Below are 14,281 nucleotides of genomic sequence, written 5' to 3' on the forward strand. Positions count from 1 at the left end.
AAATATATAAAAAATTCTCGCACAGTTAATTTTGTGCGGGAATTTTTTGTTTGGAATCTTTAATTAATATCAAAACTTAATTGTATCAACAATCGTCTTATTACTAGAAACGTACTTGCCATTGCCAATGTAGAATCTTGTTAAATTATCCAATTGAATGGCTTTTTTAACACGGAGCTTAGTTCCAGTCGGCAAGAACTTGATCTTAGTACCATCGTTAAACTGTTGGTCATTATAAACGTAGGTCCCGCCCCGTTTAATCACACGAATCCACTTGCCAGCAGTCCTAGAATGATTAGCTCTGTAATAAGCATGCACGATCAACAAACGATTAGATGTAATCCAACCGCCGCCTCTGACGTGGTATCTGATTTTTCCGGAAGCAGTCCGTCTGAAACCGATGACTTTAAAGACATGGCGGTTCGGCCTAGTTGCCCGTTTGTACTTTTCAACCCGGTTCTGTCGACTAAAGTTATATGAACTGTGACGATAAACCGTGCCTAAGTTATAAACATAGTGTGGAAGATGAATCCGAAGCATTTGCCGATATTCTTTTCGATATGCTTTAGCATATGCGACAGAATAGTCATTCAAATTAGCTGGATTTTGATAATCAATTACATCGTGATAAGCAGCCAATGTTCCATCATGAATATCTTGACGATGCTTAGCTAATCCAGCACGATAGCTTTCCTCATAGTCCCTTTGATAATGTTTAGACAATTTATTAAATTGCTTTTGATTAATCGGTTTACCAGACCAGCCACGTTTATACGCATCGTAACCAATATGGTAAGCATAATCAGTATTGGCTTTCGGTTTGGAATGATAATGATTGGCAGCATCATTAATCCCGCGCTGATAATCATCATCATGATTATGATGGTTAGATGAATTACCAGAAGATGGATTAGATGGATTGCCACGATCAGGAATTGAATTGCCATGATCGTTTCCAGATGGAATTGAACTTGATGATTGATAATGCTGATATCCCTCATTATTGGCGATTGGCATCCCAGCATTACTACCGGTTTTACCATTTGCACCATTGGTATACGCAACTTTTGCATTGTCATAAGCCTGTTTAACGGCTGGATTATCACTATTAGCAAATGACGAAGTTGTTTTTCCAGATTGGGCGTCACTAATTCCCTGTTTAATTGCTTGACCAATGGAATAGGCATATGGATTATCATTAGCTCCATTGATACTATCAATTCCTAAACCGGCAATAATCGCTTCCCGTGCCTTTTCAGCATATTGTTTAAACTGTTCGCTTTCACCATTGTTAAACTGTAATGGGACATTATTTTCAGCTGAGGTGATCCCAGCACGAACTGCTTTACCAATATTATTGGCGTTTACATCATCAGAATTAGTTTTGCCATCAACTCCATCAAGATAAGACTGGTGTGATTGATTATAAATATTTTGTTGAACGGAATCGTGATACCTATTAGCATTATACTGATTATTCTGAGTATCATTTACACCGTTTTGTTGAATCTCGTTTCGAAAAGCCTTACCAGCTGCATATCCATTTGAATCATCATTATCATTAGGCTGGCCGGTTAAGCCATTTTCATAAGCTTTACGAACTTGACGATAAACACTATTTTTAGCTGGATTATCCGAATACTTATTAGCATCATAATTGCCTGAATTTGAATCATTAATGCTGGCTTGTTCAGCAGTGGTCCGATCGGCTCGACCAATTGAAAATGCATTGGCATCACCATTTTCATCTGGTTTGCCTGCTAATCCATTTTCGTAAGATTGATGAGCTTGACTATAGATACTTTGCTGAATTGGATTCTTATAGTCATTTGAATGATTTTGATTACCCTTAGCATCATTAATTCCAGCTTGTTCAGCAGTCACACGATCAGCTTTACCAGCTGCGTTAGCGATTGGATTTGCATTATCACTAACCCCATTCAATCCATTATTATAAGCATCATGGGATTGTTGATAAATTTGCTTTTGATATTGATTGTTAGCAAACTGATTAGAACTATCAGAATTATAGGTGTTGTTTTTAGTATCGTTAATTCCGGCTTGTTCAGCGACATTGCGATCAGCATGACCAATTTCATTAGCTTTCAGATCATTGCTGTCAGGCAAATTGTTTAAACCTTTGACATAGGCAGTGTGAGATTTTTGATAAACATCATTCTGAGTTGGATTTTTTGAATATTTACTTGAAGAATAACTTCCGCCGCGGGTGTCATTAATTCCAGCTTGTTCTGCAGTATTACGGTCTTTAATCCCAGCGTTATTTGCATCAGGATCACTTGAATCTTGAATTCCTTTTAAGCCATTCTCATACGCATTATGGGCCTTTTGATAAAAGTCATTTTGAGCGGTATTACTCTGATACTTATTTGATTCATAAGTACCATCCTGAGTATCTTTAACACCGTCCTGTTCAGCAGTAATGCGATCCGCTTTACCGATCTCATTTGCTTTTTGATTGCGATCATCAGTTTTACCGTTTAAACCGTTAATATAGGCATCATGGGCATCATTATAAACACCTTGCTGGAGTTTGTTTTGATACTTGCTACCACTAAATTGACCGGTTTGAGCATCATGGATACCAACTTGTTCAGCAGTGTTGCGGTCCTTAATTCCAGCATTATTGGCATTCAAATCACTACTATCAACTTTGCCATTGATTCCATTCACATACGCATTATGGGCAACGTCATAAATACTTTGTTGTTTCTTATTAGGATACTTGTTTTGATGATATTGGTTATTTTGGGTATCACTAATTCCAGTTTGTTCTGCGATAGTTCGATCGGCTTTACCTTCATTATTAGCATTGGAATCACTGTCATCAGTTTGGCCATTCAAACCATTTTCATAGGCTTGGTTAGCGGCGTTATAAATATCTTGTTGATTTTGATTCTGATACTTTTCTGGATGATATTGATTGCTTCTTGCATCACTAACACCGGTATTAGCAATCACATTCCGATCGGCACTTCCGATTGAATATGCGTTCGGATCCCCAGCTTGATTTGAATTTAATTTTAAACCGTTATTATATGCTTGATTAGCTTGATTATAAGCATTCTGGACAATTTTATTCTGAGAGTAGTTTTGATTATCAATGCCAGTTTTAGCGTCTGAAACTCCCTGGTTAGCTGCTTGGCTGGCATCACTTGCATTAACGTTTAAGCCAGCATCCTTATTTTGATAAGCTTTTTTGGCATTATTATATTCATTTTTAATGTCTGTATTTGAGTTATTAGAATAATCAGTTGAATTTTGATTGCCATTTTGAGCGTCAATAATTCCCTGTCTAGCAGCTTGACCTAGATTATATGCAACCGGATTGGATTGTGCTTCACTACTACTGTTTGAACTATTATTTAATCCAGCTTGATAAGCTGATTTAGCATTATGATACAGCTTTTGGTTAACGGAATTTACGTCAGGATCGCCATCAGTTTGATAAGTATCTTCGCCGGTTCTTGCATCATTGATTCCTTGATTAATTGCATTTTGAAACTTTGAAAAATTGTTTGAATTATCGTTGATCCAATCACCAGGATGAGGATTGCCATCATTAAATGTGCTTGAAGGAATTACATCCCCATCATCTAAATTAAGCCATTTTGTCCCTGGAACATATGATAAATTTTTAAAAACTGTTTTATTTCCTAAAATTTTAATTTCAATTAAATGTGGATCCCTCGTATCATATCCTTGATCAAATTGAGAACCCCAGAAATCATTTATGCTGTTAATGGCTTGAGTTGTACTAAAGTTTTTGCCAAAAGTAATTTTTCTAACAACAGCGTTGTTGGCGAGCATATTCCCCATATCAGTAACATTGTGAGTATCAAAATTGCTTAAATCTAAATCTTTAATATTACTATCTTGATAAAACATACTGTTCATATTTGCAACTTTAGAAGTGTTAAAAGATCTAACATCTAATCCGTTTAACGAACTACATCCAGCAAACATGCCACTCATATCGGTAACATTTTGAGTATTAAAATGGCTCACATCTAAATGTTGAATCGTATTCATTCCACCAAACATATAGTGCATACTTATAACATTTTGCGTATTAAAATGACTAACATCTAAATTGGGTAATTTATTTAATCCGTTGAACATCCCATCCATGTATAAAACATTATGAGTGTCAAAATGTGGAATATCCAATTCGACTAAATTATTTAATCCATTGAACATCCCTGCCATATAATGTGCATTTGGAGTGTAGAAACTACTTAAATCCAATTTAATTAATTTTACATCTCCATTAAACATATTACTCATAACATCAACATTTTGAGTATTCCAACCGTTTATTTTTAAATCAACAATTGAACTTAATCCACTAAACATATTATCCATATTTAAAACATTTGAAGTATCAAAATGACTAGCATCCAATGAGTTTAAAGATGATAGTCCACTAAACATGTAACTAAGATTATGTGCATGAGATGTATCAAAATTATTAACATCTAATGATTGTAATGAACCATCATTATAAAACATGCCACCAAAACCGTCTCCACTGTACTCACCACTATCAGTAACTTTGCTAGTTGTGAAATTAGGATTTAAATCTGATACAGATGAAAGTCCCCTAATGATAAATAATTTTTTATCATTAGCAAACATATGATTCATATCGGTAACGTTTTGCGTATTAAAATGACTGACATCTAATTGAGATACAGTCAAATCACCGTTAAACATATTGCCCATTTTTTGAACATTACCAGTATCAAAATGGCTAACATCAATCTGTTGTAATAATGGATCATTTGCAAACATACTGTCCATACTAGTTGCACTCTGGGTATTCAATCCGCTGACATCTAAATTACTAAGGCTTTGATTATTTGAAAAGATCGAGCTAAAATCTTGCACTTTAGAAGTATCGATTCCGTTAATAATTAAAGTACTTAAGTTCTTATCATTGTTGAACATTGAGTTCATGTAATAGACATGACTAGTGTCCCAATGACTAATGTCTAGAATTGTTAGCGATGAATCGTTTTCAAACATGTGGCTCATATTATTAACATTGCCAGTATGCCAATTTTTGATGTCAGAATTGTTAATGACAAAATTACCATTGTTAGCAAACATGTAGCTCATGTCATTAGCTTTGGAAGTATCTAAATGATCAAGATTATCAATTGTCGTTAAGTTAGAATCATCGGCAAACATATGGTTCATATTAGTAACTTGATCCGTATTTAAACCATTAACATCAATTTTCTTCAAACTACTATAGCCATTAAAAAGATTACTGGCATCTGGTGAAACCGATACGTTAGAAAATGAAATGTTGTTAACTTTATTTTTATCAAAACTGGCGGATTGATTAACGTTATTGCCAATCGTACCATTTGAAATATTTAAATTACCACTATTATCCAGTGTCCAACTGGCATTGCCCCACTTACCAGTGGTTGTAGAATTAGATGGTTGACTGATTGCATTGGTAGTGTGGGTTGGAACATTCAAAGTCGTGCCATCAATTAAAAATGGTATAATACCAGCCACTGCATTTATTTGTGAACGACTGCTCGAATGAAATGAAGTTGCAGAATTTGGCTTTAAATTACTAGTATTATTTGTTAGTGAAGATTGATCATTATATGTAGACTGGTGATCAACGCTTGCATACGATGGTTTTGATGAACTCACACTGGAATTAGCAGAAATATTTGAATTAGATTGGTCAACACTGGATGATGAAGCATGACTAGTTTGAACACTTTGGGTTTCATAAGCCCTGCTAGGATATGAACTAGCGCTGGAACTGTTTGAACGACTTGGTTCTTCCACTGCAGAATTATTATTAGCTGATTCACTAGTATTACTTAAACGATTGGGTTGATTTGATTTTGCAACATTATTTTGATTTAAAACGTTAGAATTATTTTGATTACTTTGTGATTCACGATTACTAGATTGATTATTATTAGATGACGATCCCTTTGAAGCAGCCGATGTTGATTCATCAGCATGGACTTCAATTGGATTAGAATTATTTATCATCACTCCTGATGCACCGATTGCTAAGAATAATGAGAGTGAGATAATCACCCACTGTTTTTTAACTTTATGTAATAATTTTTTATCGTTAACTTTGTTTAATTCCTTCTTATTGTAATCCATAATAGCCACTTCCCTTACGATACGCCTTAATCATATCACTATTACACATATATTAAAATTGAAACACTTTTGTAAAATTATGTAAAAGAAAAAGAACTCCTAAAAATATTTAGAAGTCCTTGATATATCTATATTTTAATTTAATTTTTAATCATTATTTTTAATCATGGCATTAACATCTTTCATGATATTTTGATGTTGATTAGCATCAAAAGCATGCATTCTGATATGTTGTCTGTAGACAAAAACAACAATTTCTTTATCGCCATGGTAAGTAACAACCCCATAAATAGAGTGATTCATGATAAACATCAATGGTTCGTGATCATTATTATCACTCTTCAAGAAATCAGGTAGATCATCATTCTTGACCATTTTCATATCAATTCCATTTGGAATATTTTGTTTTTTAAACTGGCTTTGTGCCATCCCAACGGCTTTTTCAACGTCTTTAATTTGTTGATCTGATAATTTTTGAACACTTTCTGATAACTTCATGAAATCTAATCCTTCCTTGTTTTGATTATCACCTTAACTTAACTATAATAAGAAAAAGCTAGTGGTGTCAATGCTACAAATCAGATTTTCACTAAAAGATTCGATTAGCTTTCATTAATTCTGGAATTTGATGAACAAGTAAATAGCCGGATCCATGGTTATCAAAGGTGATTCCTTCAAATTCTCGCCGTCCAGAAATTTTACTGTCGTGGACATCACGATTTTTTAAGTGTCCTAATTTATTAACTGGAATCGACATAATTCCACCGTCGGATACTAAGTATAAGCGATTGGTCCTTGGATTATATGATAACGATTGGATGACAGTTCCAGGCCAGTGACTTAATCCCTGCATAATCAAATGAAAATGAACGGAATTACCGGTAATTCTACCCTTATAAATCTTAATGAATTTATTCATGCTGCGGGTAAATGAATACGCGTTACCGTGTTCATCAAACGTTAGGACATCGCTGATTGGAATTTTACTACTAAATTTAAAGATTACTTTCCGAACCGGTTTTAAAGACGTAGCACCAATCTCTAACATGGCCGCCTTGGGTCTTGAAACCTTACCGATCTGGATCAACCATAGTTGATGATTCTTAGTATTATAAGCAAGTGATTGACCGTGGCCAGTTTCAAACCGGGGCCCGACTTTAATCGCGCTTAAAATTTTACGCTGGTAACGGTTAAAATGATTAATCTTATGTTGGTAATAAAGATATGATATTTTCCTTAATAATTCAAACCGTTTGCCAGCAATGCCCATCCGTCTTAATTTTCGCATATCATAACGAACGATCCATCCGTTATAATCGTTATCATTTTTCTTATGGTCACGGTTACAAAGAACGTATAAATAATGATTATTGGGGGTCATGGTCAAGCCCTGTACGTCACCCCAATCGTAGTGACGGCTTTTAATGTCATTTGGCAGAAACAAATAGCTACTGAATTTTACCTTTTGATTACCGCCAATCGTATGTAAATAATGACGGCGACCATTATCAGCAGCATACTTATAACGATAGGTCCACCTGGTGTAATTATGATTATTTAGGATTTTAAAACGTTTAAAATGATAAGGTGCCAGTGCATAACGGTGCTGTCTGACCGTTACTAAACGATATCTGCGATGGCGCCGTTTTAAACGATGATGGCGTTTTGTTTTATGATGTCGCTTATGGTGATAAGCCCTTGCAAATACAATGGAATGATAATTTACAGCCGTTGAAAAATTAACCCACCCTAAGGTTAATCCCATTGTTAGTACTACTAATAATGAAACTTTTTTCAAATCTCTCGATCCCTTAATTTTTAAATTTAAAAACAGACAAATATTATTATCTCGCTAGTTTTAGTTAAAAGCAATCAAAAATGACTTAATTCATTTTGAATTAAGTCATTTTATGATTGTTAATTTTAATTTACTTAACTTTACTTTACTTACTCATACTTTCAACTGGATCAAGGCGAGCCCCTTTAGCAGCTGGAATTAATGCAGCCAGAATATTAATGATAATGGCAACTGCTAATCCGAAGATGGCATTGCTCATTGAAATGTTAGCAATATTGTAATGGATCATCCCATTAAATGCTCCATTAATTCCTCCTTGAACTAAGAATGCAATAATTTCAGCAAAGATGGCTGAGAATAAACCAAGGAAGAATGATTCTGAAATGAAGAGAAGTCGAACGTTATGTTTCGTAACACCCAATGCCCTTAAAATTCCAATTTCTTTGGTTCGTTCTGAAACGCTAATGTACATAACCACAATAATCATGATGGCTGAAACAAGAAGTGAAATGGCGGCAATGCTTGCTAGGATATCAACAGCAACATTAACATAGGTATTCAATGTTTTGGCCATAGTACCAATTCCTTGAGCAGCATATGTTTGTTTCTTACCAGTTTTCAATGAAGTGATGCGGTCCTGAACTGGAGAAACATTGCTGATGTCACCAGATGATTTAGCAACATAGTATGGTGATTGAGCCGTCAAATGATGGCTTTGGTACATTTGGTTGGCCGTATTATAATTAGTTGAAATCGTGCCAGTTGTATTAAAGAACATATTTCCGGTACCCATCACACCACTAACTTTTAATGATTTAAGCATCGTAACAGGTTGATGTTGCTTATTCACACCCATCACTTTAACCTGGTATGTCTTGCCGACAATATCGTATGGATGCTTCTTATTTAGCTTAGAAGCAACGTCTTTTGAAATGATAATTTCGTTATTACCAGGTTTATGACCAGCTTTAATATTACTATCCTTGAAGACCGAACTATAAGTCATTAAGTTTTCCTTCAAATTCTGTTTACCATTTTGAACGGTTCCATCAGTATCAACGACTTTTTCAACCTTTTCAACGCCCTTAACATTCTTCAAGCGTTTAAAATCATTGTCATTTAAACTGCCCTTATTCTTTTGGACTTGAATGGCGCTTGGATTAGCCTGGGAGAAGATTTCGTGGTTCATGTATCCTTTAACCCCATTTCCCAAGCCAAGCATCAAAATGACTGAGAAAATTCCGATGGCACCACCGATGGTAATTAAAATGTTTCGGCCTAAATTATACTTCATTTGTTTCAAGGTCATTTTAATCGTATTACCGAAACTCAATGGTTTGGATGCCACTAAACGACTGTTATTGGCTTTGTATGGTTCTTTGATCCGTTTATCACTATCGATTACACCATCTTGCATATGAACAATTCTAGTTCCATAATCAGCAACCTTTTGTGAATGGGTGACAGTAATAACTAACTTGCCTTCTTGGGCGATGCTATCCAACAACTTCAAAATTTCATCAGTATTAGTGGCATCCAGTGCACCAGTCGGTTCATCAGCGATGATAACGGACGGATCAGATGCTAAGGCACGGGCAATCGCAACCCTTTGTTGTTGACCACCTGATAATTGGTTTGGATACTTGTGAATATGTTCCTTTAACCCAACCCGGTCCAATAATTCCTTTGCGCGCTTCACCTGTTTACGGTGTGATAAATTGGTCATTTCTAATGAAACCATGACATTATCTAAAACGGTTAAATGACCGATTAAATGGAAGTTTTGGAAAACAAAGCCAATCGTCTGGCGTCGGTAATTATCCAATTGCTTGGTAGTATCATGCTTCAATGATTTGCCATTTAAGTAAACATCCCCGGAATAATTACTATCCAATCCACCAATGATATTCATCAGCGTGGTTTTACCACCACCGGATTCACCAAGGATTGAAACAAATTCACCCTTATTAAAATCGAGATCAATACCCTTTAATACTTTAAAATCAGGCTCACCATTTAGATGGTAAGATTTATGAATGTGCTTTAAAGATAAAAAAGCCATATTTTAATCTCCTCCTTTTATTATTTTTAAACAATATTATATTGTGTATAATATGTAACTTAATACAATATAACATACTATTATAATTTTGCAACAAAAATTTTATTTTTACCTTAAAATTATCAAACCAATTATGCCGAGAATAATTAATCCAATCACATTTATCAGCAGAAAAATTTTAGTAAATGCTTTTACATCCTGGCGTCTATAGTTCATCAACTGTTTCAAAGTAATCAGATTAGCTAGAGAAGCCACTAATGTTCCCAATCCACCAATATTCACCCCTAAAAATAAAGCGGGAACATTATTAGTGAATTTTGCAAGTAGGATGGCAGAAGGAACGTTACTAATAACCTGGCTTAAACCCATGCCAGTCAAATATACTTTAAATGGTGATGTTACCAGCTGACTTATTTTTCGGATTAAAAATGTGTTTTGTGAAAGATTGCCGACAATTAAAAAGAAGAACACAAATGTGATTAATAAACCGTAATCTACTTTAGCGATTGATTTAATATCAATTAACCCTGCAATGATAATCGTAATCATTAATGTAAATTCTAATGGAATGATACTAAAAATTCCAAGTAGGTTGATAATGACTAGTCCAAGTGCTAGCAAAATTGATTGTTGCCCAATTGATATTGTTGTGCCTAGTTTCATCGATTGCAATCGAATCGGTTTCACTAAGTAAGTCATCAAGAGGACCAAAATTAAACTAATGATGCTAATTGGCAAGGAAGTCGTTCCAAATGAAAGCAAGGACCAATGATAATTAGCAACCAGGTATAAATTCTGTGGATTTCCAAACGGAGTTGCCATACTGCCTAAATTAGCGGCAATTGTAATCAAAGTGAGTGGCAGTGGGATTGGCAATGGTTGTTGTTTGGTTAAACCCAAATAAAGTGGCACCAGTGTTAAAATTGCAACATCATTAGTTAAAAACATTGCACTAAAAAAGGCCATGAAAGTCATGAATTGCACCACTTGACGATTATTATCAGCGTGATTCAAAAGGATCTGACTAAAATAATCTAGTAGATGAAAATGAATCACCACTTGAACCGATATCATCAGCATCAGAAGTGACATGATCGTATCAAAATTAATCGAACTAATTTTAGGATGGCCAAGGAAACAACTTATGATGAAGATTAAAATTGTAATTTTTAAGATTGAATCATGAAAAATCCGTTGAAATATTGACTTTAGAATTGCAAATCATTCCTTATGTTCTATGATTAAATTAAACGATTAATAAAGGGGATTATATTATGATTGCTTGGCATTGCAAAACATTTTCAGAATTAACAACACAAGAATTATATCAGATTATGTACTACCGAACCCAAACGTTTGTGGTGGCACAGAAACGTTCATATCAAGAAGTCGACGATGTTGACCCTGTTGCCCATCACCTTTGGGCAACTAAAGATGGCAAACTAGTCGCATATTTTAGAATTTTTAAGGATCACGATCATATTTCATTTGGCCGGGTACTAACCACTCCCGATGTCCGCGGTCAAGGATTAGGTGGCCAGTTATTAACCGTTGGATTGGGCGTGATTAACCAACTATATCCAGGCGTTAAAATGATTATTAACTCCCAGGATGATAAAGAAAAATTTTACGCTAAATACGGCTTTAAAGCAATCGGCAAGCCATTTGTTTTTCACCATACACCACATATTACGATGATAAAAGAACAAAAATAAATTAACCAATTTAAATAAAAAGGCCTGTTCAAAATTTTTGAACAGGCCTTTACTAATGTTTACAAATCAAAATTTCATTTTAATCCAACGGTGTTGAGATAAATTATATTGGTAGACGCGGTGAGCGTAATCACTGACCAATTGCCCATTTTGATAGCTTGGTTGGGTAATATCATACCAAATCGTACCATCTTTAAATTCGCCGTACTTACCAGTCACTTGTTTCTTAATCTGTGGATTCAATAGTGCGTGTTTACTATTGGGACTGTAAACTGACATGATCTTATAGTTACCATTAGCATCCTTCTTTAGATATGGGTCTAAGTAAGCATTATATGGAACCCAAATATTAACACCGTTAATGCGGTTAACCGGATTAATCATGAAGTACAAATGACGGCCGCGCATTAGTTGAAATGATAAATCACCCTTTTTATTCTTAAGAGTCGTAATCATATATGAACGGTTCAATGCTTTGGCAATCCGCTTAGAGCTACCCTGCTGGATGGTGGCACTTTGCAGATCAGGATATAAGCTCAAATCAGAAAGTTCACTGATATTGGGCAAATATAAGTAAGCTGGCTTTGCAATCCGATAATGATTAACGTTTGATGCCGGTGCAAAATGTGCAATTTGACGGTTAATCTTGGGTTGTGGCGTATAAATCCAGCCACGGTACTTTTTACTAGTAACGTATTCAATGTTCACAACTTTTTTGCCATTTTTAACGGTGGCATGTTTAGTAATTTTAAATTTAATATTCTTCACGGTCCGTTTATTTTTCAAACCATGGGAAGTTAATTTAGTATATAAATTCGTCCGGTCAAATTTAATTATCTGACTAGCTGCACTAGCATTACTGAAACTAAATGCTAATAAAAGTACTAAACTAACTAAAACGCTAGATAATATTTTCTTCATTTCAAATTTCACCCCATTCTTAAATTAATTTAGTGGATAATTATACTTCATCACTTCTGGACTCCAAAGAAGTAATTGATAACCGTTACCGGCTTGATCGAAACTCAATCCTTCAAATTCACGATGGGTATCAAATAGCGTATAGTTAACATCATCTGGTGTTAGCGTTCCCTGATTTAATTTGTCCAATGGAACTGAAGTTAATAAATCATTCGATACAATGTAAATTCGATTATTAGAAGCATCATAGCTGATATACTGATTAACTGGATTTCCACGATCAATCAATTGTTTTTCTGGTTGGAAGTAAACGGAATTATCACTAAAGTTACCCTTAAAGATAATGTATTTATTACCATCTTCACCGTAAGAATAACTTCTGCCAACGTAGGCATTCCCTTGATTATCGAATGTTAATGTATGAATCTTATAGTAGGCTCCATCGTGGGGCATCAAGAATGAATAACGTTTTTCGACATTCAAAGTATCAGGATTCATTTTAATCACATGATTATATGGATCAGTTGTTGGTTGGTCATCTTGAATCAGGTACAGTCCGTTATCAACTGGATTATAACTAAGCGATTGACCATGTCCAATATCCATTAATCCGGTTACCTTAATCTTATTTACAATTGATTTATACATTTTTAATTTTGGTATAAATGCTTGTAATTTAGCATATTGTTTTTCTTCTAAATCAATTTTAGCTTGTTGCTGTGATAAATCCTGTTGAACTTCCTTGGTCTTATTTTGATAATTATTTTGAAATTTTTGCCATGTTGAAATTTCATTATTAGCGTGTTTGATAATTTGTTTTGCAGTTGCTTGATTTGCCTTTAATTGTGACTTGGCAATTTTATTTTTCGGTTTACTACTCTGCAATTTTTTCAAATTATTATTAGTCCGGTTCAAGATTTTATTCCAGTACTTTAAAGTGGTGTTACTTTGATCCTGTTTATCAGATAACTCATTTAAAGCTGAACTTAAATGATTAGCGGATTCTTTATCACCATTAATGACACTTGAAAAATCACTGAGTGAAGTGTCAGGATTTTCAAAATACTTAGAACTTGCATACCCATGCTTATTTAATGGGCTATAAAAATGAAAAGCTTCTGCAATGCTATTAATCTGATCGGGAGTATCCAATCCCATTTGTTTAATATCGTTCATACTGATCTTAATAATGGCACCCTGATTACTATCAGTTCCCATTGATTCTAGTAAATACAAATTATCCTTAGTTACAACGATACTTTGGTAGTTACCATGTTCCCTGCTATCAACATTAAATCCCTTTGGTAGGAAGAACATGGTTTGCATCCCATTACTCTGCTGACTACTGGGATCAGTTTGATAAACATCGGGTGTTTTAGAATTAAGACGGTGGTACTTTTTACCAGTCGGATAATTAATTTGTGGCGGCTGATTTTCTAAATCAGATAAATCACTACTATCATATGACATAAGCGCACTACTATTGGTCACATCATCCGCTTTTACCGGCATTCTTTCATTTATTTCAGACAAGCCAGTAAAAGTAAATGCCATGAGAATGGTACACATAACTACTTCTAATCTTCTCAAAAGACAAATCCCCCATTAATTACCATT

General features: G+C 34.7%; 8 protein-coding genes. 1 reads left to right on the top strand and 7 read right to left on the bottom strand.

What is annotated here, in order from left to right; all coding sequences use genetic code 11:
* Positions 1-69 precede the first annotated feature (69 nt).
* The 5 genes from WR164_RS06685 to WR164_RS06705 all read right to left on the bottom strand — a co-directional run bounded on the left by WR164_RS06685 (position 70) and on the right by WR164_RS06705 (position 11,243).
* A complete protein-coding gene (locus WR164_RS06685; protein WP_286136751.1) occupies positions 70-6,168 on the bottom strand; it encodes a BspA family leucine-rich repeat surface protein in 6,099 nt (2,032 codons plus the stop codon).
* Positions 6,169-6,315: 147 nt separating this feature from the next.
* Positions 6,316-6,666 (bottom strand): hypothetical protein, encoded by a 351-nt coding sequence (locus tag WR164_RS06690; RefSeq protein ID WP_286136752.1) that lies wholly within the window; start codon positions 6,664-6,666, stop codon positions 6,316-6,318.
* Positions 6,667-6,757: 91 nt separating this feature from the next.
* Positions 6,758-7,966 carry an SdiA-regulated/phytase-like domain-containing protein gene (locus WR164_RS06695; protein WP_286136753.1) on the bottom strand — a complete coding sequence of 403 codons (1,209 nt, stop codon included), beginning with the start codon at positions 7,964-7,966 and terminating at the stop codon, positions 6,758-6,760.
* A 145-nt stretch (positions 7,967-8,111) separates the two neighbouring features.
* Positions 8,112-10,028 (bottom strand): ABC transporter ATP-binding protein/permease, encoded by a 1,917-nt coding sequence (locus WR164_RS06700; protein ID WP_286136755.1) that lies wholly within the window; start codon positions 10,026-10,028, stop codon positions 8,112-8,114.
* A 108-nt stretch (positions 10,029-10,136) separates the two neighbouring features.
* Complete coding sequence (locus WR164_RS06705) at positions 10,137-11,243, bottom strand: SLC13 family permease (protein WP_309297715.1); 1,107 nt, start codon at positions 11,241-11,243, stop codon at positions 10,137-10,139.
* Positions 11,244-11,302: 59 nt separating this feature from the next.
* Between WR164_RS06705 and WR164_RS06710 the strand changes: the two genes are divergently transcribed.
* A complete protein-coding gene (locus WR164_RS06710; RefSeq protein WP_286136756.1) occupies positions 11,303-11,743 on the top strand; it encodes a GNAT family N-acetyltransferase in 441 nt (146 codons plus the stop codon).
* A gap of 66 nt (positions 11,744-11,809) precedes the next feature.
* Here WR164_RS06710 and WR164_RS06715 read toward each other — a convergent pair whose 3' ends face one another.
* Positions 11,810-12,664, bottom strand: coding sequence for a hypothetical protein (locus WR164_RS06715; RefSeq protein WP_286136757.1), 855 nt, complete (start codon positions 12,662-12,664; stop codon positions 11,810-11,812).
* A 24-nt stretch (positions 12,665-12,688) separates the two neighbouring features.
* On the bottom strand, positions 12,689-14,254 hold the full coding sequence (locus WR164_RS06720) for an ATP synthase subunit B family protein (RefSeq protein WP_286136759.1): 1,566 nt from the start codon (positions 14,252-14,254) through the stop codon (positions 12,689-12,691).
* Positions 14,255-14,281 lie beyond the last annotated feature (27 nt).

The sequence above is a fragment of the Philodulcilactobacillus myokonensis genome, from assembly GCF_027923585.1.
GTDB lineage: Bacteria > Bacillota > Bacilli > Lactobacillales > Lactobacillaceae > Philodulcilactobacillus > Philodulcilactobacillus myokonensis.

Excerpts from the sequence above, each read along its gene's own strand:
- WR164_RS06685 (WP_286136751.1), bottom strand. The coding sequence starts at position 6,168 with ATGGATTACAATAAGAAGGAATTAAACAAAGTTAACGATAAAAAATTA.
- WR164_RS06690 (WP_286136752.1), bottom strand. The coding sequence starts at position 6,666 with ATGAAGTTATCAGAAAGTGTTCAAAAATTATCAGATCAACAAATTAAA.
- WR164_RS06715 (WP_286136757.1), bottom strand. The coding sequence starts at position 12,664 with ATGAAGAAAATATTATCTAGCGTTTTAGTTAGTTTAGTACTTTTATTA.
- WR164_RS06700 (WP_286136755.1), bottom strand. The coding sequence starts at position 10,028 with ATGGCTTTTTTATCTTTAAAGCACATTCATAAATCTTACCATCTAAAT.
- WR164_RS06710 (WP_286136756.1), top strand. The coding sequence starts at position 11,303 with ATGATTGCTTGGCATTGCAAAACATTTTCAGAATTAACAACACAAGAA.